Origin of the sequence: Paenibacillus glycanilyticus, assembly GCF_030161375.1 — a bacterium.
Taxonomy (GTDB): domain Bacteria; phylum Bacillota; class Bacilli; order Paenibacillales; family Paenibacillaceae; genus Pristimantibacillus; species Pristimantibacillus glycanilyticus_B.
In genome coordinates this window covers 216,124-238,701 of the sequence record NZ_BSSQ01000011.1, presented here as the reverse complement: position 1 = coordinate 238,701, position 22,578 = coordinate 216,124, and the positions used below count along the sequence as shown (strand labels likewise).

General features: G+C 49.8%; 21 protein-coding genes. 5 read left to right on the top strand and 16 right to left on the bottom strand.

Features of this window, described 5'->3' with window-relative positions; translation table 11 throughout:
- Nucleotides 1–92: 92 nt before the first annotated feature.
- Entirely contained in the window at nucleotides 93–2,867 is a 2,775-nt protein-coding gene (locus QQK89_RS13695; RefSeq protein WP_284239123.1) for a calcium-translocating P-type ATPase, SERCA-type, read from the bottom strand.
- A 158-nt stretch (nucleotides 2,868–3,025) separates the two neighbouring features.
- Here QQK89_RS13695 and QQK89_RS13690 point away from each other — a divergent pair, with 158 nt between their 5' ends.
- Entirely contained in the window at nucleotides 3,026–4,768 is a 1,743-nt protein-coding gene (locus tag QQK89_RS13690; protein WP_284239122.1) for an Rqc2 family fibronectin-binding protein, read from the top strand.
- Nucleotides 4,769–4,817: 49 nt separating this feature from the next.
- On the opposite strand, the gene QQK89_RS13685 is transcribed toward QQK89_RS13690, so the two are convergent.
- The 9 genes from QQK89_RS13685 to QQK89_RS13645 form a co-directional block, all read right to left on the bottom strand.
- Nucleotides 4,818–5,678: a PHP domain-containing protein gene (locus QQK89_RS13685; RefSeq protein WP_284239121.1), complete on the bottom strand. Its 861-nt coding sequence runs from the start codon at nucleotides 5,676–5,678 to the stop codon at nucleotides 4,818–4,820.
- Complete coding sequence (locus QQK89_RS13680) at nucleotides 5,669–6,580, bottom strand: selenium metabolism-associated LysR family transcriptional regulator (RefSeq protein WP_284239120.1); 912 nt, start codon at nucleotides 6,578–6,580, stop codon at nucleotides 5,669–5,671. Before QQK89_RS13680 ends, QQK89_RS13685 begins: the two co-directional genes overlap by 10 nt.
- A gap of 101 nt (nucleotides 6,581–6,681) precedes the next feature.
- Nucleotides 6,682–7,119 (bottom strand): hypothetical protein, encoded by a 438-nt coding sequence (locus QQK89_RS13675; RefSeq protein ID WP_284239119.1) that lies wholly within the window; start codon nucleotides 7,117–7,119, stop codon nucleotides 6,682–6,684.
- 234 nt (nucleotides 7,120–7,353) lie between these two features.
- A complete protein-coding gene (locus tag QQK89_RS13670) occupies nucleotides 7,354–7,617 on the bottom strand; it encodes a YlbG family protein (RefSeq protein ID WP_284239202.1) in 264 nt (87 codons plus the stop codon).
- Nucleotides 7,618–7,654: 37 nt separating this feature from the next.
- The gene (locus tag QQK89_RS13665; protein WP_284239118.1) at nucleotides 7,655–8,131 is read right to left on the bottom strand and encodes a YlbF family regulator; all 477 of its coding nucleotides are present in this window, start codon (nucleotides 8,129–8,131) and stop codon (nucleotides 7,655–7,657) included.
- Nucleotides 8,132–8,205: 74 nt separating this feature from the next.
- A complete protein-coding gene (locus tag QQK89_RS13660) occupies nucleotides 8,206–9,981 on the bottom strand; it encodes a hypothetical protein (RefSeq protein ID WP_284239117.1) in 1,776 nt (591 codons plus the stop codon).
- A gap of 17 nt (nucleotides 9,982–9,998) precedes the next feature.
- Nucleotides 9,999–11,663, bottom strand: coding sequence for a DNA repair helicase XPB (locus QQK89_RS13655; protein WP_284239116.1), 1,665 nt, complete (start codon nucleotides 11,661–11,663; stop codon nucleotides 9,999–10,001).
- 119 nt (nucleotides 11,664–11,782) lie between these two features.
- Nucleotides 11,783–12,205: a CBS domain-containing protein gene (locus QQK89_RS13650; protein ID WP_284239201.1), complete on the bottom strand. Its 423-nt coding sequence runs from the start codon at nucleotides 12,203–12,205 to the stop codon at nucleotides 11,783–11,785.
- Between the two features lie 62 nt (nucleotides 12,206–12,267).
- On the bottom strand, nucleotides 12,268–13,449 hold the full coding sequence (locus tag QQK89_RS13645; protein ID WP_284239115.1) for a M20 metallopeptidase family protein: 1,182 nt from the start codon (nucleotides 13,447–13,449) through the stop codon (nucleotides 12,268–12,270).
- 189 nt (nucleotides 13,450–13,638) lie between these two features.
- On the opposite strand from QQK89_RS13645, the gene QQK89_RS13640 reads away from it, so the two are divergent.
- Together QQK89_RS13640 and ftsW are read left to right on the top strand one after the other, a co-directional pair.
- A complete protein-coding gene (locus QQK89_RS13640; protein WP_284239114.1) occupies nucleotides 13,639–13,983 on the top strand; it encodes a YugN family protein in 345 nt (114 codons plus the stop codon).
- Nucleotides 13,984–13,985: 2 nt separating this feature from the next.
- Nucleotides 13,986–15,158, top strand: coding sequence for a putative lipid II flippase FtsW (gene ftsW, locus QQK89_RS13635; protein WP_284239113.1), 1,173 nt, complete (start codon nucleotides 13,986–13,988; stop codon nucleotides 15,156–15,158).
- Nucleotides 15,159–15,230: 72 nt separating this feature from the next.
- Here the strand turns inward: ftsW and QQK89_RS13630 are convergent, their stop codons facing one another.
- A complete protein-coding gene (locus tag QQK89_RS13630) occupies nucleotides 15,231–15,614 on the bottom strand; it encodes an Asp23/Gls24 family envelope stress response protein (RefSeq protein WP_284239112.1) in 384 nt (127 codons plus the stop codon).
- A gap of 183 nt (nucleotides 15,615–15,797) precedes the next feature.
- Here QQK89_RS13630 and cax point away from each other — a divergent pair, with 183 nt between their 5' ends.
- The gene (cax, locus tag QQK89_RS13625; RefSeq protein ID WP_284239111.1) at nucleotides 15,798–16,856 is read left to right on the top strand and encodes a calcium/proton exchanger; all 1,059 of its coding nucleotides are present in this window, start codon (nucleotides 15,798–15,800) and stop codon (nucleotides 16,854–16,856) included.
- A gap of 37 nt (nucleotides 16,857–16,893) precedes the next feature.
- On the opposite strand, the gene QQK89_RS13620 is transcribed toward cax, so the two are convergent.
- From QQK89_RS13620 to QQK89_RS13600, 5 genes are all read right to left on the bottom strand, one after another.
- Nucleotides 16,894–17,181 (bottom strand): YlaN family protein, encoded by a 288-nt coding sequence (locus QQK89_RS13620; protein WP_251651536.1) that lies wholly within the window; start codon nucleotides 17,179–17,181, stop codon nucleotides 16,894–16,896.
- 140 nt (nucleotides 17,182–17,321) lie between these two features.
- Complete coding sequence (locus QQK89_RS13615; protein WP_284239110.1) at nucleotides 17,322–17,564, bottom strand: HPr family phosphocarrier protein; 243 nt, start codon at nucleotides 17,562–17,564, stop codon at nucleotides 17,322–17,324.
- A gap of 102 nt (nucleotides 17,565–17,666) precedes the next feature.
- Entirely contained in the window at nucleotides 17,667–18,782 is a 1,116-nt protein-coding gene (locus tag QQK89_RS13610) for an aminopeptidase (protein WP_284239109.1), read from the bottom strand.
- 95 nt (nucleotides 18,783–18,877) lie between these two features.
- Nucleotides 18,878–19,558 (bottom strand): hypothetical protein, encoded by a 681-nt coding sequence (locus tag QQK89_RS13605; RefSeq protein ID WP_284239108.1) that lies wholly within the window; start codon nucleotides 19,556–19,558, stop codon nucleotides 18,878–18,880.
- Between the two features lie 124 nt (nucleotides 19,559–19,682).
- Entirely contained in the window at nucleotides 19,683–21,626 is a 1,944-nt protein-coding gene (locus QQK89_RS13600) for a sensor domain-containing diguanylate cyclase (RefSeq protein WP_284239107.1), read from the bottom strand.
- Nucleotides 21,627–21,976: 350 nt separating this feature from the next.
- Here QQK89_RS13600 and rpsD point away from each other — a divergent pair, with 350 nt between their 5' ends.
- Nucleotides 21,977–22,576, top strand: coding sequence for a 30S ribosomal protein S4 (gene rpsD / locus QQK89_RS13595; RefSeq protein WP_284239106.1), 600 nt, complete (start codon nucleotides 21,977–21,979; stop codon nucleotides 22,574–22,576).
- The last annotated feature ends 2 nt before the right edge of the window (nucleotides 22,577–22,578 follow it).

Below are 22,578 nucleotides of genomic sequence, written 5' to 3'. Positions count from 1 at the left end.
TTTTTCCCTTAGCATACCGCAAAGCAATGGGAAACGCTATTCATAATTCCGATCATGATTTGTACTATTTGCGCAATTGCAGCCCCGTTAAACTATACGTTTCTAAACGCCATTTTAGCCGGTTTTTTCTTCGGTTTCGTTGTGCCCAGCACGCTGCCGATACCCATCAGGAAGGTCGGGATTCCCGCGGCTACAAAGACAAGGCACCATTCGCGGAAGTTAAGCGGAACCGTCTTGAAGATTGGCTGCAGCATCGGAATATACAACACGCCGATCATCAGAATCAGCGACGACAATACGGCTAGCACGAGATAACGGTTCTGCAACAGGTTACGATGGAAAATCGAACGCGAGCTGCGGCAGTCGAAGACGTGTATTAATTGAGCGAGAACGAGAGTCGCAAAAGCAACCGTCTGCGCCTTCGTAAGCTGTTCCGCGGCGGTGCCCGGAGCCATCTTCAGCGTAATCCAGAAAGCGCCTAGCGTACAAACGCCGATTAAGACGCCGCGGCTGATGATCTTCCAACCGAGTCTTCGCGCAAACACGCTTTCCTTTGCCGAACGCGGCTTCTGCTGCATCAGATCCTTCTCGGCCTGGTCAACGCCAAGCGCCATGGCCGGCAATCCATCCGTAACCAGGTTAACCCACAAAATCTGAATCGGCACAAGCGGCAGCGGAAGTCCCGCCATCATCGCCAGGAACATCGTCAGAATCTCGCCTACATTGGAGGCAAGGAGATAACGGATAAACTTGCGGATATTCTCGTAGATGCTCCGGCCTTCCTCGATGGCCGATACGATTGTTGCAAAGTTATCATCGCTTAACACGAGCGCAGAAGCTTCCTTCGAGACGTCCGTGCCGGTAATGCCCATCGCGATGCCGATGTCCGCCGCTTTGATCGCGGGAGCATCGTTCACGCCGTCGCCGGTCATCGCAACGACATGACCTTGCCGTTGCAGCGATTTGACGATCCGGAGCTTATGTTCCGGCGATACCCTCGCATACACGTATACGTTATCGACATGGCGGTCCAGCTGTTCGTCCGTCATATTCTCAATCTGGCGGCCGCTCATCGCAACGCCGCCGCGAGGCATAATGCCCAGCTGGTTTGCAATGGCTTCGGCCGTCAATTGATGGTCCCCCGTAATCATGACCGTCTTGATTCCCGCGCGGCGGCAGGTCGCAATCGCATCGCGCACCTCGCGGCGCGGCGGGTCGATCATGCCGGTCAAGCCAACGAATATAAGCTGGCATTCCACGTCGGCTTCCGTCTCCGTTGCATCGCCGCTGCGGATATCGCGGTAAGCAAGGCCAAGCACGCGCAAAGCGTTTTGAGCCATGCCTTCGGCGGCTTCGGCGCATTTTTTCTTCAGGGTAGCCGTGAATGGAACCACTTTCCCGTCCCATAACACATAGCTGCACAAATCCATCAGCACATCGGAAGCGCCCTTTGTATAGACAGCCCGCCCGCCTTGATGCGAGACAAGAACGCTCATCCGCTTCCGTTCGGAATCAAACGGATATTCCTTCTCCCTCTTATACAAACCTTCCAGCGATTTGGCGGACATCCCCAGCTTGGCCGACAGGACGGTTAAAGCCCCTTCCGTAGGATCGCCTTTCATCACCCATTCTTCCTGAACTTCCTTGCTCTTCCGTTTCTTCTGGTCCTGTTGATCGGTTTGCGTGACAATTGCGTTATTGCAAAGCGCCGAAACTTGCAGAAGGCGTTTCAAGGATATATCGTGCTTGACGTCAACCAATGCGCCGTCTTCGTAGGCAGCGCCGCTTGGCTCATATCCTTCGCCTGTTATCTGTAGATGGCGGCCGCCCAGCCATAGATTGGTAACCGTCATTTTATTTTGCGTCAGCGTACCCGTTTTATCGGAACAAATTACCGAAGCACATCCCAGCGTTTCTACGGACGGCAGCTTACGGACAATTGCTTTTCGTTTAATCATCCGCTGAACGCCAAGGGCAAGCGCAATGGTCACGATAGCAGGAAGCCCTTCCGGAATGGCGGCAACCGCAAGACTAACTCCGGCAAGGAACATGCCATAAGCAGGCTGTCCATGCAATATGCCGGCAACAACGACCATAATCGTTAGACCAATCGCAACCGCGATCAGAATTTTGCCAAGCTGCTCCAGTCTGTGCTGCAGCGGCGTTTCCATCGACTCGGTCTGCTGGATGAGTCCGGCGATTTTGCCCATTTCCGTCTCCATGCCTGTCCGGACAACGACGCCTTTTGCCGTTCCGCGGGTCAGCATCGTGCCCATAAAGCCAAGATTGCGCTGGTCGCCAAGCGGCAGCTCGTCTTCCCTAATGGCAGCAGCATGTTTGCCAACGGGCACGGACTCCCCGGTAAGCGCGGATTCCTCCGCGTAACAGCTGTTCGCCTCGATCAGACGGATATCTGCCGGAATCCGGTCGCCGCTCTCGAGGAGAATAATATCCCCTTGGACCAATTCTTTTGCCGCGATCATGAGCTGCTCCCCGTTTCGGATCACCTTAGCCGTAGGAGCTGATAATTCTTTAAGGGCACTCAGCGATTTCTCTGCCCGGAATTCCTGAATGAATCCAAGAACCGCATTAATGACAATAATCGCTACAATCGTAACGGCGTCCAAATATTCGCCAAGAAGGCCAGATATAAGAGTTGCGCCCATAAGCACAAGAACCATGAAATCCTTGAATTGATTTAGAAAAAGTACAACCGGTGAAACCCGTACGCCCTCTGCCAGCTCATTTCGCCCATTCTTCGACAGTCTTTCATCTGCTTCCGATGCAGACAGCCCTTGCCCAAGTGAGCTGCTCAGCTTATTCGCCAGATCGCCCGCTTCCATTTGGTGCCATTTCATTTGTTCCATTGTACGACTCCCTCCCGTATATGCCGAGCGCTCTCGGACAGCCTCTCAAGCCTAAATGTATTCGGACAAACCGCAAAATATCCCACCTAAAGACTTAAGTTTTTGCTTTAACTATGGCATGATAGTAAGTGACATTATCAAAAGGAGATACATACCCCATGGCCTTAGACGGCATTGTTATTCACTCTATTGTTGACGAGCTTCAGCGCTGCACGGGAGCACGCATTCATAAAATTCATCAGCCGACGGACAATGAACTGGTATTCAGCATCCGCGGCAACGGAGTGCAGGGCAAGCTGCTCCTGTCCGCTAACCCGACCTATCCGCGCGTTCATTGGACAAATGCGACCTATGTGAACCCTCTTGAGGCGCCGATGTTCTGCATGCTTATGCGCAAATATTGCGAAGGAGGAACCATCGAGGCCGTGCGCCAGATTGGACGCGAACGGATCATTCATATCGATGTCCGCCACCGCGACGAGCTTGGCGATCTTTCCCTTAAGACCATCGTCATTGAGATTATGGGACGGCACAGCAACATTATATTGATGGACCCTGTGGCGGGAACGATTCATGACGGGATCCATCATGTTACGCCGGCGATCAGCACCTTCCGGATTGTCATGCCCGGCAGCCAATACACGGCACCTCCCGACCAAGGAAAAACGGATCCGCTTGGTCTCGCCAGCGAAGCGGCGTTTAACGCGGCGCTCGAGCATTCTGCTGCAACTGAAGGCGCAGAGGCTCTTGCTCCGCAAAAGCAGCTCGTAAACGCGCTCAGCGGTCTAAGCCCCCTGCTAGCCAGGGAGATCGCGTACCGCGCGGATCATGGCAGCGGCAGCCTCTGGGACAGCTTCCAGGCGCTAATGAACGATGTGCGGGCTAATTCTTATACCCCGACGATCGCAACGGACGCAAACGGCAAAGCTTATTTTTCTATCACGCCGCTTACCCACGTTCAAGGTTCTTCCGAGACTTACGGCACGATAAGCGAATGTCTGGAAGCCTATTACGGCGATAAAGCAGAGCGCGATACCGTCAAACAACGCGCGTTAGATTTGATCCGGTTTGTTCAGAACGAAAAAGCCAAAAACGAAAAGAAAATGGAAAAGCATAAAGAAACGATCGAGGAAGCACAAGACTCCGATAAATACCGGGTGCTTGGCGAGCTGCTGACCGCCTACATGCATCAGATCAACAGAGGGGACAAGTCGGTGGAGTTAATCAATTTCTATGATGAAGAACAAGCAACGGTCACGATCGAACTGGATCCGCAGCTTACTCCATCCGATAACGCCCAGCGTTATTTCCGCAAATATACGAAGCAGAAGAACAGCATTGCCGTTGTCGAGGAGCAAATGACCATTGCCCGGAACGAGATCGCCTACATGGAGACTCTTCTGCAGCAGTTGGACAATGCTTCTCTTGCGGACATCGAGGAGATTCGGGACGAGCTTGTCGAGCAAGGTTATCTTCGCAGCAGGGTTAAACGGGGACCGAAACGGAAAAAACCCGCAAAGCCAACTTTAATGTGTTATACCTCATCCGAAGGCGCAAGTATTTATGTAGGCAAAAACAATACGCAAAACGAATACCTGACGAACCGCCTGGCTTCTCCTTCGGACGTCTGGCTGCATACAAAAGATATTCCGGGATCGCATGTCGTGATCCGCGGCGGCGATTTTGGCGATTCCACCCTTGAGGAAGCTTCGATGCTAGCCGGCTATTACAGCCAGGCCAGAGAGTCGAGCCTGATTCCCGTGGATTACACGTTCATCCGCCATGTCCGCAAGCCAAGCGGAGCCAAACCCGGATTCGTCATTTATGACCACCAGAAAACGCTATTCATCACGCCGGACGAACAACGGATCAAAGCCTTGCCATCCCGCAGCGTGAACTAAAACAAATGGGGCAGCCCCAAGCCAATGGCTTAGGGCTGCCCCTATTTCGTTATCTTTTATTGCTGAGCTGGTCTAGCACGGCAAGATCTACCGTTCTGCTGCCAATCTCGCCGTGGAACACTTTTCCTTGGCGCTCCCCATGGAAGTCCGATCCGCCAGTCATTATGAGCCCATGGCGCCTTGCAAGCTCCGCATTGCGATGTTCTTCCTCGGGTCCGTGATCGGAGTGATAGACTTCGATTCCTTGAACGCCCTTCTGGATAAGCTGCTCCACAAGGTCGTCACGGCCGTATAAGCCCGGATGGGCGACCACGCTTGTTCCTCCCGCTTCACGGATCCATTCCAGCGCTTCAAACGGATGGAGGCGAGGAGGATTTACGTATGCCGCACCGCCTTCCGCCAAATAGCGGTCGAAAGCTTCTGCCATTGTGGCAACAACGCCTTTACGGATCAACAGCTCTGCAATATGCGGCCGTCCGATCGTTTTCCCTTTGCTTGTGCCGCCTCCGGCGCGCATTTGCTCAGCGGCAATCTGCTCTACTTCCTCCATCGTGGCAGCTATGCCCAACTGGACCAAACGCTCAACAATCATTTCATTGCGTTTGCCGCGTGTCGCGCGCAGGCCGGCTAATCGCTCCTGCCACTTGTTATCCTGACAATCCGGATAATAGGCTAATATATGAATATCCCGTCCGTCCGCCACGGTGCTTAACTCGACCCCGGGCACAACGATTAGGCCAAGCTTCGAGCCTTCAGCCATCGCTTCCTCTACTCCAGCCATCGTATCATGGTCCGTAATCGCGATGGCGGCAAGGCCGGCGGCCTTTGCGCGAGCAACTACGGTAGCCGGAGACATCGTTCCGTCCGATGCGGTCGTGTGATTGTGCAAATCCGCTTTTCCTACAACCATTGCTGCAAATCCTTCTCTCTTAAGAAAGTGAGGAACGTTACGGCCGAAATCGGCAAAAGCGTTGATTTCAAGTAGATCGAATAAAATTGCCGTTTGAACCGGGTGTCCTCAATCGGCACGACATGCAGTAAACCTAACGCGACTTCATGTTTTACGGAAGATTCCGACAGGAAGGAAACGCCAAGCCCTGCCTCTACCGCCGATTTGACCGCGCCTGTACTGCCCAGCTCCATCACGATCTTCAGGTCTGCGGGGTCGATATCTTTCCGCTTCAGCTGTTCCTCCATGACTAAGCGCGTGCCAGATCCCTGCTCCCGCAGCACAAATGGATACTCCTTTACTTCGTCCAGCATAACTGCCGGCTGCTTCGACAAGGGATGATCCTTCGGTACGATTAATTTGAGCTCATCGCTCATTACTGCTTCCATCTGCATATCGGGATGGTTCACCGGTGCTTCGATCAACCCGAAGGTAAGCTGATGATTCATAATTTCTTCAATGATTTGCGCAGAGTTCATGACTTTCATGCTAATTGATATATCCGGGTATGTCTGCCCGAAAGGGCCAAGCAGCCGGGGCAGTATGTATTCTCCTATCGTCAGGCTGGCTCCAAGCTGCAGTCTTCCTTTTAGCTGCTTGGTAAATGCCGACATCGCCTGGTCGGTATCGCGGATGAGCTCAATACTTCTGCGCGCATAAGGCATTAACGCCTTGCCCGCTTCGGTTAGGTCAATCCGTTTCGTTGAACGCTGCAGCAGCTTGGTTCCGAAATAGTCTTCAAGCGACTGAACCTGCATCGTAACGGCCGGCTGCGTCATATGAAGCGATTGGGCAGCCGCCGAGAAGCTTCCCCGTTCCGCTACCGTATAAAAGATATGCAATTGATGAAAATTAAGCGCCATCTGACCGACCATCCTCTCTTCTTAGCGGTTATTATACTACAAATAAACGCAAAAAAGCGCAGCCCCTTTTAGTAGGATGCCACGCTTTGTCAATGCTTAGCTTATTTTCTTTTTCTACTGTTTTTTACCAAAGTCATACGTCTGGAATGGCGCAGCCACGAATAATAAGATTTCAAATCCCGCAGCTCGATCGTCTCAGACATACGTCCTAGAAAAGTAACCACAATCATCTTGTGCAACGGATTTCCGAGCAGATCAATATCGGTTTCGGATGCGGCGAACTCAGCTACAAACACCAGATCGTCATCAATTAAATAGACATCTTCTTCATTTCTGTAATAAGGCTCGACCCGCCCTTGTTTCAGGCATTCCCATAAAAACTCCGCGATATCCTCGTAACCGGTCTTCTCGCTTTCAACCCTATCTACCCACCGGCTCCTGGCATGGTTTGTAATCACGATGTCTGCTACTTTCTTATCTCCCAACTCGACATAAAAAGTTTCATAAGTGCTCCATCTTCTAGTCATTTTGTCCTTCATCGCCAACCACACCTCCGTCTTAGGAACCAGGTCTTTTTTACCACAATTATGTATAAGGTTATTTTAACCATGATTGTCCGAGATTTCAACAATAAAATAAACTCAGCCCATAAATGTAATTATATGTAAAATATAATAAAAGAAAGAAGATCGCCGTACAAGGACTAATTTTTGTACTGGCGATCTTCCGCATAATTATTCAATTATATTCCACACTTGATCGATAAAACCTTGTTACATGCTATAGAATCTAGTTTTATCCTCAGTATCTTTACTGTATTCTGTCTTTAGTTCATTGCGGTAAGATCGCTCAACCTTGCGTACAAACGGCAAGCGGCTAATCGTCTTCACCGCTTCTTCGGCACGTTCTGCGTTCATGTACATCGCTACGTAATGCATCTTGCGCGACATATAATGAACGGTGCCGTATTTCTCCAGCGTTCTGGCCGCTTTCAGATCACTGACCCATATGATATAACCTGTCCGTTCCGGTAACAACATCTATTCCCTCCGTCGAGTCGAATCAAGCAAAGGGCTAGCCGCAGCCGCCGCTTCCGCAGCTGCAGGATCCGCCGCCTCCGCAGCCGCCCGTTTTCCCTTCATTACTCGGCACCTTTATCGTATCGGATACCGATTCCGCAATCATGCGCGATACGTCGAAGAGCATCGTATCCACTTGCTGTTCCGCCAGCTTAAACCGTTTCACGGCATCAATCTGGTCTAGTTCACGCTCGATATGCTTCACTTTATCCTTAGCCGCATGATAATCCGGATGGAATCTGCCGAAGCGCTCGCATTCCGAGAACAGCTCCTTCGCTTTCGCGAATTGCTTCGACAGCTGTTTCACTTGCTCGTCTTCGTTTACAGCTTCTTTCCAATATAGATAATCGGCAACTTCCGCCGACTGATTAATAAAGTCACCTAGCTCGTACGCGCACAGCAGCAGCGACGCCATATCCAGCGAAGAAACGCCGTCTGCACCATGGTTAGGCAGTACTGAAGTCATTGGCATTTGTTCACCCTCTTTATTCTTATAAACTTGCTTAAACCTATCATATCATAATCATTCAAGGAATAGATACAATTTTACACAAATCCACTCACTCCCGGCGCAACCAGCTTCATCCCCTGCCACATCTCCGGCGTCAAGCAAACCTCCCGGATGGTCGCCGCTTCCCGCAACAAGCCGGTCACTCTCCAGCCGTTGTCCGATTTGTCTACTCTCGCCGGGACAAACGCAACAACAGCTTCATCCATGCTTAATTGGACCGGTGCCTGCCAGCTTAATGCCTGTTCGAGGATCTCGAGACGAGTTGAATGATGGTAGGACCTTAACTGTTGAAGCCAACTTAAAGGTACCCGGTCCAGCTCGGGAAGGAACCGCTCAACGGTGAAGTCCTCGTGGTTCATCAGCTCGCAAGAAGCAAGCGCGCCTGCCGAGGATCGAAGTAGGAATTGGCAATCGGCAGGAGGATCAAATGGCAACAGGGGATACGGTTCCGCGGCAGCCTTCAAGCCGTCTTCCTGTTTGCCCCAGTCTAAGAGACTGGATTCCAGCAAGGGAGAAATCGGCACGCCGCCGGCAGCCGCATGCAAAAAGGCTAGGATCTGGTCCGTTGTCCGGCCGTGCGCGAGCGCCCTCATGGCCGATTGACGGTTTATTTGCCAAATGGACAACAAATCATCGCTTTTCTTATCCGCAATAAGTTCCAGCTCCCAGCGAATAAGCGGGGAACAACCCGGCGTCACAAACAAATCTCCGTTAGGTTCGATGAATATAGGCTCGTGTACCGCCTTTAAATTTACGAATGGCTCTTGCAATAACAGAGGCATCATCGTAAACCGCATCATTGTCCCCTGTTCCGTTCGCCCCAGCTCCATCCATCCGAATAGGCGGAGAAAATCCAAACAGCTATGCAAATGGCGATCCCAGTCTATTGCATCCAAGCCATGCCGCTTGATCTGCTCCGTTAAATCTCGCTCAGCATACCAGATGCCCGGCTCAAGACGAGCAAGCACAGCCATGGCATGCCACATCCCCGGCTTCCCTTCAAACCGCTCTTTCTGACACCATTGAAGCAACAAAAATTCCTGCCTATAATCCGGCTCTGACAGCCATTTGGTCAAAATTTGTTCGTTCCAGCCCATCCGGTTCTCTTGCGTTGTCACAACGCCAAGATGCATGCTGAGCTTGAGTATAAAAGTTAATACGATATTGTAGGATGCTTCGGGCTCTGTCTTCCAGCCAGCCGACATCATCTCTTCTTCCGTGATCGTAACGGCTTGCATGAGCTTGGTTGCCGTTTTTTTGGGCAACGTTCCTTTAGCCGTAAGACCAAGGCCGCTGCGGGCTAATTCCGCCCATACGCTAAGCAGCTGTCTGCCAAGGGATTTATGCGGCGTATCTTCCTGCCGCTGCTCCCATTGTCCATATCCGGTGTCAGCCGCCGACAGTTGCGGGATCGGAAACAATGCCGCATGCCAGAGCATATAGCCGTCGCTTGGCAGCGCGTACAGCCTCTCGCCCCAACCTTTGCGCAGCGCAAATACGATTCCTGCGTTCTGCAATTGGATCAGCCCGTAACGGAATTCCGCGCCGGACAGTCCTGCCCGCTGCACGCCTGATGAAAAAAGCCGTTCCTCCGAAACAGGACCGGCTCCAAAGCAAATATAAAAGGCGCGCAGGACGCCGGCGCTAGCTTCGTCCAATCGGTTAACGGCTTCTTGAATCGATGGCTTGTCCATAACCGCTTCTTCCCAAGTCAGCTTCCGGCTTGCCGCTTCGAGCCAGAAGGGAGACCTCATGTATTGCTGCTTCGCAACGCTTGTCAGTTTCTCTGACCATTCTTTTGCTAACATCATGTATTGCCTCCCCTCAACTATCTTCTCTCAAGCTCATACTGGTAGCCTTGTTCAAGCAGGAACATTTGCCGTTTGGCCGCAAACTCGGTTTCTTTCGTATCGTCTGTCACAATGGTATAAAACCAGGCTTCATTAAGTCCTTCTTTAGGCCGCAGGATCCGGCCGATGCGCTGCGCTTCTTCCTGCCTTGAGCCATAACTTCCCGATATTTGAATGGCAACAGCGGCATCCGGCAAGTCCACGGCGAAATTCGCCACTTTCGATACGGCAAGTACCCGCACGTCGCCTGCTTTAAATTGCTCATATAACGATTGGCGTTCCTTCTGAGGCAACTCTCCCGTAATAACGGGCACCTCCAAACTATCGGCTATCGCATGAAGCTGATCCAGATATTGCCCGATGATCAAGGTAGGCGTACCTTGATGCCGTTCCAGCAGCTGGCGCACGATCGTGACTTTCCCCGGATTTTCCGCAGCGAGCCTAAGTCGCGACCGTTTCTCTGCAGAGTGGTACAACTCTGAAATCCCTTGGTCAAGCGGTACGCGGATCTCCGTGCATTTGACGGAAGCGATATGCCCTTCCGCTTCAACCGTTTTCCATTGCAATTCGAATTGCTTGGGCCCGATTAGACTAAATACATCTTCTTCACAGCCATCTTCCCGGACCAGCGTTGCCGTGAGGCCAAGCCTTCTCGTTGCTTGAATATCGGCTGTCATCCGAAATACGGGTGCTGGAAGCAAATGCACTTCATCATAAATAATGAGTCCCCAATCCCGCTCCGAGAACAGCTTCATGTGGCTGAACGGATCGTTTTTCGACTTGCGGTGGGTCAAAATCTGATACGTGGCGATCGTCACCGGGCGAACTTCCTTCGTAGCTCCGGTATATTCCCCTACTTCGGAAGGTTGGAGCGTGGTTTTGTCGAGAAGTTCTTCCTTCCATTGCTGTACGCTGGTAGCGCTCGAAGTCAAAATTAATGTTGCGTTGTTTAACCGCGCGAGCGCGGCAATCCCGACAATGGTTTTCCCTGCTCCGCATGGTAGAACAACAACGCCGCTGCCTCCTTGAATGCTTCCTTCCTTATAAAAAAGATCAACGGCTTGCCGCTGGTAATCCCTTAGACCAAATGGCTGTCCGCGTCTCGTTACCGGTGCTAGTTCCACCGACAACGCTTCCCCCGTGTGATAGCCGGCCAAGTCAATTACGGGATACCCGAGCCGGATCAACTCCTGCTTCAGCTGTCCGCGGTGAGCGGGACTTACTTCCCAAGCCGTGCCGTCTCTTCGCTCCGCAAGGCATTCCGCGATCGCGACATGACCCGCAAGTTCATTCAGAAGACTCTCTTCTCCGTATAACAGAAGGACCTCTTCATGAATTTCGAGCCGCAGTTTGCCGTAACGGTTCATCAGAACACGAATATTCGTCTCCAGCACACCAGGCATGCCGTATCTTGCGTAAGCTCTAAGCGATTCAATAACGGAAGACGGGTCCATGCCCGTTGAAGCCGCATTCCATAGGGATAATGAGGATATTTTGTACGTATGCCAATTACCCGGACGCTTCACCAGCTCCGCGAACAAAATCAGCTTGCTCCGTGCTTCCTCCGACAAAGGATGCTCGTAATCGAGGAGCACTGTCATATCCGATTGGACGATTAACGGACCGTTTTGGCGTTCCAGCATGATATCTCCTCCTGCGTCGATAAGACATTCACCTCCCAGTATGCAGAATTATCCACCTTTTTATACGAAAAAACGGGACTCTCCCATGGGGTAACCCCGGAAGAATCCCGTTCAACAAACTAATGGATATGTTCGGATATTTCGTTTAGCGCCGCACCTGCTTCATGAATGAAGGCATCCCGCACAGCCAAGTCTCCAAGCGCAACGACGCCTACTAGCCGGCCGCTTTCCACGACAGGAAGGCGTCGTATTTGATGCCTGGCCATAAGCTCCGCTGCATCTGCTACCGTAGCGTCCGGCGTAATCGTCAAGAAATCGGCAGTCATGACTTTCTCCACGGCAGTGGAGCCGGAATGTTTATCGGCATAACCCCGCACAACCAGATCGCGGTCCGTTACAACGCCAATCAATTTCGAATCTTCGATAATAGGTATGAATCCAATATCATGCTTTTTCATTAATACGGCAAGTTCGTACACGTTGTCCAATAATGTCGCCGTAATGCACGGCGAGGACATCACTTCGCTGATCTGTTTATTCAAGCCCAAGGCGGAACCCTCCCTATCGCAATCTGTTCCGTTAGGGTGTCCTCCCTTAAGCTCCATCATCCTGCCGCAAAATCTTCCGCCATTTGGATAAGCAGCCGGGCTGAATTCACCATAGCCCGCTCGTCGATATCGAACCGGGGATGATGATGGGCATGCACAATTCCTGCTTCCTTATTGCCTGCTCCAACAAACATGAAACATCCCGGTACTTTCTCCAAATAATAAGAAAAGTCTTCCGCAACCATCATTGCTTCTGAATGAATGGTGTTATCGTCGCCAAACAGCTCGCCTGACACGCGGAAGAAACGGTCTGCTTCCTGTTCGTCGTTCACGACAGACGGATATCCGATCCGCATATGATAGTGATATTCCGCATCATGCATCCCGCAAGTAAACTTGATCAACTGCTCAAGCCGGTCATGGGTCAACTTGCGAGTCTCGTCGTCAAAGGTGCGGACCGTGCCTTTCATGACGCAACGTTCAGCAATGACATTATTTGTTGTTCCGGCTTGGAAAGAGCCGATTGTAACAACTGCCGGCTTTAGCGGATCAACGTTGCGGCCAACAATCGATTGCACCGACTGCACCAATGCCGAACCAATTACAATCGTGTCTACCGTCTTATGGGGCATTCCCCCATGACCGCCAAGACCAACGATTTCTAACGTGAATTCATCCGCTGCAGCCATAAACGGTCCCGCCTTCGTTGCGCTTTGCCCATATGCAAGCGGCGACCACAGATGAACTCCGTAGATCGCGTCTACGCCTTCCAACGCTCCGTCTTCGATCATCCGGATGGCGCCGCCTGGCGTCTGCTCCTCGGCGGGTTGGAAGATCAACCGGCGTTCGCCGGCAAGCTCATCCTTATGCTGCTGATAATAGTTAGCTACCGCAAGCAAAGCCGACGTATGCCCGTCATGGCCGCAGGCATGCATGACACCGGGCACCTTCGAACGGTATTCGCATTCCTTCTCGTCTTGAATCGGCAGAGCGTCAATGTCGGCCCGCAGAGCAACTACGGGTCCCGGCAACGCCCCTTTAATTGTTACGAGCAGTCCATGCCCGCCTACGCCTTCCCGCACTTCGCAGCCAAATGACTTTAATTGTTCCGCAATCCAGCGTGATGTATGTACCTCTTGAAAAGACAGCTCCGGATTCTGATGGAGATGTCTGCGCCACCGGACCATCTCCGGATAAAGACGCTGCAGCTTCTCTTCGATATAGCCACTTGTCTTCATATAGAGAACACCTCCAGCAAAGTTAGGTTAACTTAATAGGTTAGAACGATTACCTTCTATTTTAACAGAATGAAACGGCGAGGCATAGGGAATGCATGGTCTGGGGATAGAGTAAGTCTTGCGCTGACTGGGGAAACATACTATCATGGGAAAAGAATGTACACAAGCAACTTTTAGGAGGAAATGACGATGATTATTGAGAATACGGGTCTTAACGGCCTTCAAAGCGATCTGGCTCATCTGGACGAGTCTGCCGAGCAACTTGGATTTGTACGTTGGCAGTGGGAGTACTATCGCGCTACATACGATCTGAAACTGGAAGACGCAGCAACGAAATCGGAGTACTTCCTGCGCATCAATACGCGTGCGGTTGAAGGAAAGCTGGAGAATCCGAATACCGTACTTGAGATTGAACACGTATACATCGGCAAAGCTACATTCCCTCATGGCCTTGAGTACGAATCGCCAATTCCTCAGCCGCTGATGTCTGTTGCGAATCAACGACTTGAGAAACTGAAACAGCTGCTTGCCTAACGATGAAGAAAACTCAGCAGAATGGCAGTCGTGGCAGGCCGGACTTTCTGCTCCTTATCTTAACGCTATTGCTTGTTGGATTTGGACTGGTCATGGTGTTCAGCGCAAGCTCGAACATTGCCCTTATTAACTCAAAATTCAACAATGATGCCTTATACTTTACAAAACGACAGCTGATGTGGACCGTTATCGGGGTCTTTACCATGTTATTTCTGATGAACCTTCCTTATCAGGTGTTTAAACGGGGATATATTTTCTTTTTTATTCCCGTACTCATCATGATGATGATCGTGCCATTCACCGCTCCCGATATTAACGGCGCCCATAGCTGGTTTTACATCGGTTCATTTGGGATCCAGCCAACGGAGATGGCCAAGCTGGCAGTGATTCTCTACCTCGGAGCGCTGATCTCCAAGAAGGGCGAGAAATTCCGGGACTTCAAGAAAGGACTCGTTCCGGTCATGGTCGTGGTAGGGATATTCGTTGTCCTTATTATGAAACAACCGGATTTAGGTTCATGTCTCGTTCTCGTTACATGCGCGGGCATTATGATCATTGCCGGCGGGGCCAATCTGAAGCAAGTAGCGGTAACAGGCGGAATACTTGGTATCTTTGCCATTATATTTGCCGCAATTGGAATGGCGACCAATCCGACGCAATGGGGATACCGGATAGCACGGTTTACATCATACGCCGATCCGCTGGCCGACCAGCAAAATACCGGGTTTCAGCTCGTATCTTCCCTTCAGGCGCTTGGTCATGGAGGATTTACGGGAGCCGGCTTTGGTGAAAGCGTTCAAAAGCTGCACTACCTGGATTATCCTTATAATGATTTTATTTTCTCTGTCATTGCGGAAGAGCTTGGATTTATTGGAGCGAGTCTATTCCTCCTATTCTTCCTCTTGTTCCTATGGCGCGCCCTTATCGTAGCACTGCGCTGTCCGGATACTTACGGAACCATTGTTGGCGTTGGAATTGTCGCTTTGTTCGGCATACAGGCCTTTATCAATGTCGGCGGGGTGACCGGCGCGATTCCTCTGACCGGCGTTACGCTGCCTTTTGTCAGCTATGGGGGGTCCTCCCTGTTAGTCTGCCTGATGTGTATCGGCGTGCTTCTCAGTATTTCGCGCGAGGCTAACAAGCAGGACAAGCCCGAACGCAATAGACGCAACTAAGTTGAAATTAAAAAAGGCTGAACCCGTTAGCAATAACGGTTCAGCCTTTTTTATGTAGTCCCGCATGTTTAATTATTTCAAACGAAGCTGCGGTTCTTCCGATGTTTCCTCTTCTTTGAAAGCTACGCCTTCAACTTTTACGTTTACTTCCACTACATTAAGACCGGTCATATTCTCAACCGATTCTCTAACATTCAGCTGCAGCTGTCTGCAGACCTCTTGAATCGGAATGCCATAATGTACGATAACGCGAAGGTCGATTGCCGCTTCCAGCTGGCCAACTTCCACGGAAACACCTTTTTGCACGTTTTTACCGCTAAGGCGTTTCGCCAGTCCTTCGGAAATACCGCCCGACATTCCGGCAATGCCTGGAGTCTCAAGCGCAGCGAGTCCTGCAATCGTTGCCACTACATCGTCTGAAATACGGATAATGCCTGTTTGAAGGTCCTCGTTCATGTTATTCCACTCCTCAATTTGCCATATACCATTATTGTAATGGATGGTTCAACTTGAAGCAAGAAAGGAAGTTCAACTAAACGAACCTCCTCTCATATTTTTTGGAAAAGTTTACATGGTTGTCTTTTTTCGTTATGATTAATAATGATTTTTAGATCTACATAATTTGAAGAGGTGGAATTGGTGAGACAGAAACTGTTTTTTGGCGGATTAATCTTGACGTTCGCCCTGAGCGCCCTCGGGCATTTTGCCCACTGGGACATGACGCTCCAATTTATCATTTCCGCCATCGCCGTTGTATTTGTAGCAGGTTTTCTTGGCAAAGCGACGGAAAGTGTTGCCCATTACGCCGGACAGCGGCTTGGCGGCTTTCTTAACGCCACGTTTGGCAACGCGGCTGAGCTGATCATCGCGATCTTCCTTGTCAAAGAAGGTTTGTTTGAAACCGTTAAAGCAAGTATTACCGGTTCGATTATCGGCAACCTCTTGCTTGTACTTGGTATTAGTCTTTTAGCGGGCGGCATCAAGTTTAAACAGCAATTTTTCAATAATCAATTGGCGGAACATAACGCGACGCTTATGATTATGGCTGTCATTGGTTTATTTGTACCCGCTGTATTTGTTGGCGCAGAGCATTTCACCTTGAACAAAGATCATTTCCTCAGCATTACGGTTGCATGCATCCTGATCGTTTCTTATCTGCTGTGGCTTGTTTTCTCTATGATCACGCACAAGGATGTCCTTGCGGATAAAGATATGAATGCCGATCATGGCGAAGAACCAGCCTGGTCCAAAGGCGTATCCGTCATCATGCTGATTGTCGCAACCGTAATGGTCGCTTTCGTCAGCGAATGGCTTGTTCATACGCTTGACAGCTTTACGGAGAAGTTTGGTCTCTCTGAACTGTTTGTAGGTGCGTTTGTCATTGCGATTATCGGTAACGCGGCTGAGCATAGCGCAGCGGTTATGCTCGCGATGAAGAACAAAATCGGCGCAGCCGTAGAGATTGCCATCGGCAGCAGCTTGCAGATCGCCTTGTTCGTAGCCCCTGTTCTGATCCTCATTAGTACGTTTATGGGCAATACGATGGACATAATCTTCACACCGATCGAGCTAACCGCGATTGGCGTATCCGTCTTTATTGCCAAATCCGTATCTCGTGACGGTACGACCAACTGGTATGAAGGCTTCCTGCTTCTTATGGTATATGTCATTTTGGGCGTTGCTTTCTATCTCGTATGATCGAATAAACAAAAAAAGAGTAGGCTCCCGTTGGAGTCTACTCTTTATTATTTAGTGCTTCATACAATTGAGCCAAGTTACGTTCCAACCGGCTTAACATCTCTTTCCCGCTTTGCTCGGCAATCAATCCCGCGCGCACAGCAAAGTCAATCTCCCGCGAGAATCCATACATTTGCGTGTCCAAAACTTCCTCGTACAGCGGACATTGACGGGTCGTCAAGTTCTCCATCTGAACTTCGATAAGTTTTTCTATTTTACTTGCATCTTCCGTTAGGAGACGAAGCGCTTTCTCATGCAATTGAATCGTGACTTCCGGTGAAGACATCGTTTTCCCCCCTGTGCGTGTACCCGCCGTCGTCTATATCTTTTATATTAGACGAAAAAGAGCTAATACACAAGGACAAAACAAAAAAGCGTTTCTTCTTTTCAGAAGAAGAAACGCTTTTTTTGTGAATCTAAACGGTACTATTCGCTAATAACCGTAATGTTCAAATTATGTTTGGCGAAAATTTCAGCCATCTTTGCTTTTGCTTCTTCAGCATCCGGACCATGAACATGAAGCTCGTAAGCGTGGCCGCCTACCAGCGTCGTAAACAGTCCAAGAATGCTCTTCACATCGATATATTTGTTGTCGGCTTGCAGAACGATTGAGGAGCGGAATTGGCTAGCCGCTTGAGAAATTTCTACGATAGCTGCATTGTTGGACATGGGTAATCCCTCCAGATAAATTAGTAAAGCTTTCCTTGAACTCATGATAACCTGAAATATATCATCCATCAAGTGTAAAGTTCAAAAACGCTTCATTTTCATTTATTTCAAATTTTCGGAATTTAGGCCTTCCAGCTCTGGAAGCACGAATACGCCGTCCTTGCGGATTAATACGTCGTCGAAATAAATTTCACCGCCGCCGTATTCCGGACGTTGAATCAATACTAAATCCCAATGAATGGAAGAACGATTGCCGTTATCCGTTTCTTCGTAAGCCTGGCCTGGCGTGAAATGCAGGCTTCCCGCGATTTTCTCATCAAACAAAATATCATTCATCGGATGCATAATGTACGGGTTAAAGCCGATCGCAAATTCCCCGATATAACGGGCGCCTTCATCGCTATCCAAAATTTCGTTCAGCTTCTTCGTATCGTTGCTTGTTGCTTGAACGATCTTGCCGTTCTCGAAAGTAAACGAGATATTTTGGAACGTAGTGCCGGAATATACGCTAGGCGCGTTATAGGTAATGACACCGTTCACCGAATCCCGAACCGGTGCGGAGAATACTTCGCCGTCCGGAATATTGCGCTGGCCGGAGCATTTTTTCGCGCCGATCTCTTTGATCGAGAACGTCAAATCCGTACCCGGCGATACGATGCGGACTTTATCCGTACGGGACATCAAAGCTTGCAGCGGATCTTGAGCGCGGTCCATCTTCGCATAATCAAGATTACAAACATCAAAATAGAAATCCTCAAACGCTTCTGTGCTCATATTCGCCAGCTGCGCCATCGATGGAGTCGGATAACGGAGTACAACCCACTTCGTCCGTTTCACCCGCTCCTCCATATGTACGGGATGGGTATATAATTGCTCGTATAAACGCATGTTCTCTTTGGGCACGTCGGAGAGTTCATTTACGTTCGAACCCGAACGCACGCCGATATAACCTTGCATTTGCTCCATGCGGGCTAGATCATGCTTCGACCAGATCTCAATCTGTTCCTTCGTTGCATGCGTCAGCATCGTCCGGAGAACGGAACGGTCGCTCAGCTCTACAAACGGTCTTCCGCCGCGTTTGGTCACTTCTTCAATCAAACATTTCCCAAGCTCAAGCTCAAGCCCGATCAAATCAATCAGGACATTTTCACCAGGCTGTACATCAATTGAGTAGCCGACAAGATTAGCCGCCAGCTTCTGTAGTCTTGCATCACGCATCTTTCTCTAACCTCCATTACTTATCAGCGCTGCTTTTTGCAAAAAACAGCCTTCGAACATATTAGCATGTTGCTTCTTTGTTGAACAGTTCTCCTTTATTGAAAAGAACCAAATGTAACGCTTGTATCCCGTTTCTCCTGCTTCTTTTGCCCGGAAAGAGAATATTTAAACGAAGTATGCTCAGCCAGCTTAAGCGGAACAAGACTAGAGCGGTCGATCAAAACTTCATATTGGGACTGAACTTGCAGTGACTTCAGCATTTGCTCCATCTGCTCGCGGGATTGGTTATACTCCTTCGTCCAGGCTTTCTTGTATGCGCCATCCTCCAAAGGAGCTTTGGCCGCAAGCACATTCATCTCCTGTTGAAGTTGCTCTTTCCAAAGCTTATTAGCATCTTCTTCATTTAGTTGAACGAGCAAAGCTACCGTATCCGCAGTTGTAGCCGCCTTGTTGAAGCTTACTTTTTTATCCGCGCTTTTCACCTTGTTCAGCAATTCAATCGGACTCCACGCAAGATCTTTGCCATCATCCCCTTTGGCATGAAGGTTCGTATGCTCTTCGATGCGTCCTTGAAAGGTACGTGGAGCATATGCCCAGCCCTCTGCTGAGTATATGGTCGTTTGACCGGAAAAAGCATACTGATCCGTGCCCGCCAAACCTGCGATCGACATGTTCAGCCATTCCTCCGGCGGGCGGCTGGATGTTGCGCACCCTGCCAAGGAACAAGCAAGTGCCGCAAGAAGCAAGCCAGCAAGGGTATGTTTGATGATTCTCATTTAACCACATCACCTTTCATTGAAACATTACGCATGATCTTAGCGTCCCCTTAACGGACAGAGCCTTATTCGAATGCTGACAAAAAAAGAAAAGACACCCGTTAGGTGTCCTTCCATTGTGGATTTAATTAGCCTGTCCGATATAAATTCGGTTTCTGCCGTTGTTCTTCGCTTCGTACAGCGCCATATCGGCTCGGTAGAACAAGGATTCAACACTGATCTTCTCGTTCTCGAAGGTCCATTCGGACACACCGCAAGATACCGTTACAACCGGTTGCGTCTCTGCTTCTACATGTGTCCGGATTCGCTCGGCAATGCGATAAGCCTGGTCGGAACGGATACCTGGCAGATATACTGCCAGCTCCTCCCCGCCCCACCTTGCCGCGATATCGCCCTGTCGGATAGAATTCCGGATGATATTGCTAACATGCACCAGAATTTGATCGCCTACCTGATGGCCATACGTATCATTAATTTGTTTGAAATGATCGATATCTACGAGAATAAGCGCTCCAAGCGGGTCTTTCCGTTGACGGCTTTGAATTTGCTCGTTCAAGTAATGTCGTGCATGCAGCCCCGTTAAATTATCCGTAATAACCATTCTTCGCACTTCGGCGTGCAGGGAAGCGTTCGTGATCGCAAGTCCAATATGGGTAGACATCACCTGGAGAAGTTTATAATTGTCGTAAGAGAAGTAATTCGCGCTCTTATGGGCAACCATTATGACCCCAACAACTTCTGAATCGACCATAATCGGCGTCGCGATGAGCGAACGGGCACCCGTATTATCCATAAGCTTAGAGCTTACCACTCTCGTGTGCCAATAATCCGAAATAATGAGCGGTTCCTTCGTCCGATAGACGATCCCGCAGAACCCGTATTCCGGCGAGAAGTGTTCATTTGCCATGACCGGAATGTTGCTTGCCGTGACGACAAATTGATTTTTCTCTTTGTTAAGCTGTAGCACGCAGCAATAATCCGCTTTAAATACGTTAAGAAGCTCGGATGATGCAAATTTAAAAATTTCCTTCAGCTTCAGCGACTGATTAAGCCTCTTCGTCAGTTCATTAATCAGCCTAAGCTCATTAATAAGAAGATTCGACTGCTCGTATAACTTCGCATTCTCAAAGGCCGAGCCTGCCGTGTCGGCCAATAATAGAAAGGCCGGCAAATCCGCATCGTCCCAACGGGTAGCGTTAACGGTCAAACATAATACGCCGTAAGCCGATTGCTTGCCTGTCATAGGCACCGCAAGCCGTTTTGTCCCGTCCCGGTCCAGCTCGGTCACCAGTTTGCCTTCCAGGAACGATTTGGCGACGAGATCATGGGCAGCGTTCTTGAATACAAGCGGCTTCACGCGGGGATCTCCGTTCACATGATCCTGCGACAGATATAATTGGGCTACCGATTCCGGATACAACTGTTCCAGACTGCTGAGCATTTCAGATAAGACCGATGACACGTCAAACTGGTCATACAGCCGCTTCGCGGCCAGAAACAAAGCATCGCGCCTGCTTGCTTCCTTATCGGTTCGCTTCTGATATAATAGAAGGTCTTTAATAAACAGCTGCTCAAATCTCCGGTAAAAGCATGTCCGAAAATGCATGGCGCTTAGCTGTGCCACCGTGTCAGCTTGCTGGCTAGCGATGTGTTCCGTTACATATACAAGAACACAAAAAGGTCGACGATCCGAACGAGTTAAGATGGGAACGGCAACCATCCCTTGCTCATCTTCTGTCGTTCCCGCCGTCTTTGTAGCAACCGACGCAGCTCGCTTAGCAATTGCTAATGCCTCCGATAACCGGTCCATTCCTAACGTTCCGGCTGATCCGATCACGTTGCCGGTCAAATCCGTCAATACAAAAAATCCGTTCGCCGACATTCCCTGTTCATCGGTATCTTTCCGCCAGCTTGTAAAAGTCTCGCCAAGCAGCGGCAGCAAATACGGCTCGTCCGCAGCCTGAATATCTTCGTGTTCAAACCATATGGTTCTTGTATCTTCTTCTACAAGATGGGCTGCGAAGGCAGCCTCATCTAACGCCTGACGATAATTATATAGATCCGCCATCAGCAACACCCAGCCCTTCCCTGCATCAAAGGAGACGAGTCTATCAAGCTATTCTATTATAAATAATAATACTTTATTTGTGAGAATTTTGCACTACTCAAAATGCCAGTATTTAGGTCTTTAGAACCTAATGAGACAAGTACCAAGCGCCTTGACAAAGGTCCTCATTTTCATTTATTATCTATTAATGAATGCATGGGCGAACGGTTTTGTGTCACCCTCGAGAATACGTTCTCTGATAGACCAGCGGCTGAACTGTATATCAGGCTTTGAGAAATCAAGCATAGAGCGTATTCCGCGAAACACAACCCCATCCTCAAAAATACAATTTTGAAGGAGTTACACAACTCATGTCACGTTATACAGGTCCTAAATTTAAACTCAGCCGCCGTCTTGGTATTTCCCTGAGCGGTACTGGCAAAGAATTGAAACGTCCATTCCCTCCAGGCCAACACGGTCCTAACCAACGCAAAAAGCTTAGCGGTTATGGCGTTCAATTGCAAGAAAAACAAAAACTTCGTCACATGTACGGCTTGAACGAGAAGCAATTCCGCAACCTGTTCGACAAAGCGACTAAACTGAAAGGTATCTCCGGCGAGAACTTCATGATCCTTCTTGAAAGCCGTCTGGACAACCTCGTTTACCGTCTTGGCTTCGCTAACTCCCGTGCAGGCGCACGTCAGTTGGTTTCCCATGGCCACGTAACAGTTAACGGCAAAAAAGTCGACATCGCTTCCTACACTGTATCGATTAACGACGTAATCGGCCTGCGCGAGCGCAGCCGCGGTCAAAAATCGATCAAAGAAGCTATGGAAGGCCGTCATCACCTGCCTAACTACCTGGAATTCAACGATGCTGCTGTTGAAGGCAAATACATCCGTCTTCCAGAACGCGCTGAGCTGTCCCAAGATATCGACGAGAAACAAATCGTCGAGTTCTACAGCCGCTAATC

Excerpts from the sequence above, each read along its gene's own strand:
- QQK89_RS13605 (WP_284239108.1), bottom strand. The coding sequence starts at position 19,558 with ATGAGAATCATCAAACATACCCTTGCTGGCTTGCTTCTTGCGGCACTT.
- QQK89_RS13655 (WP_284239116.1), bottom strand. The coding sequence starts at position 11,663 with ATGCTGGAACGCCAAAACGGTCCGTTAATCGTCCAATCGGATATGACA.
- QQK89_RS13600 (WP_284239107.1), bottom strand. The coding sequence starts at position 21,626 with ATGGCGGATCTATATAATTATCGTCAGGCGTTAGATGAGGCTGCCTTC.
- QQK89_RS13630 (WP_284239112.1), bottom strand. The coding sequence starts at position 15,614 with ATGAACGAGGACCTTCAAACAGGCATTATCCGTATTTCAGACGATGTA.
- QQK89_RS13675 (WP_284239119.1), bottom strand. The coding sequence starts at position 7,119 with ATGAAGGACAAAATGACTAGAAGATGGAGCACTTATGAAACTTTTTAT.
- QQK89_RS13610 (WP_284239109.1), bottom strand. The coding sequence starts at position 18,782 with ATGCGTGATGCAAGACTACAGAAGCTGGCGGCTAATCTTGTCGGCTAC.
- QQK89_RS13690 (WP_284239122.1), top strand. The coding sequence starts at position 3,026 with ATGGCCTTAGACGGCATTGTTATTCACTCTATTGTTGACGAGCTTCAG.
- ftsW (WP_284239113.1), top strand. The coding sequence starts at position 13,986 with ATGAAGAAAACTCAGCAGAATGGCAGTCGTGGCAGGCCGGACTTTCTG.
- QQK89_RS13660 (WP_284239117.1), bottom strand. The coding sequence starts at position 9,981 with ATGATGTTAGCAAAAGAATGGTCAGAGAAACTGACAAGCGTTGCGAAG.
- QQK89_RS13685 (WP_284239121.1), bottom strand. The coding sequence starts at position 5,678 with ATGGTTGTAGGAAAAGCGGATTTGCACAATCACACGACCGCATCGGAC.
- QQK89_RS13645 (WP_284239115.1), bottom strand. The coding sequence starts at position 13,449 with ATGAAGACAAGTGGCTATATCGAAGAGAAGCTGCAGCGTCTTTATCCG.
- QQK89_RS13665 (WP_284239118.1), bottom strand. The coding sequence starts at position 8,131 with ATGCCAATGACTTCAGTACTGCCTAACCATGGTGCAGACGGCGTTTCT.
- rpsD (WP_284239106.1), top strand. The coding sequence starts at position 21,977 with ATGTCACGTTATACAGGTCCTAAATTTAAACTCAGCCGCCGTCTTGGT.
- QQK89_RS13620 (WP_251651536.1), bottom strand. The coding sequence starts at position 17,181 with ATGTCTTCACCGGAAGTCACGATTCAATTGCATGAGAAAGCGCTTCGT.
- QQK89_RS13615 (WP_284239110.1), bottom strand. The coding sequence starts at position 17,564 with ATGTCCAACAATGCAGCTATCGTAGAAATTTCTCAAGCGGCTAGCCAA.
- QQK89_RS13695 (WP_284239123.1), bottom strand. The coding sequence starts at position 2,867 with ATGGAACAAATGAAATGGCACCAAATGGAAGCGGGCGATCTGGCGAAT.
- QQK89_RS13640 (WP_284239114.1), top strand. The coding sequence starts at position 13,639 with ATGATTATTGAGAATACGGGTCTTAACGGCCTTCAAAGCGATCTGGCT.
- QQK89_RS13680 (WP_284239120.1), bottom strand. The coding sequence starts at position 6,580 with ATGGCGCTTAATTTTCATCAATTGCATATCTTTTATACGGTAGCGGAA.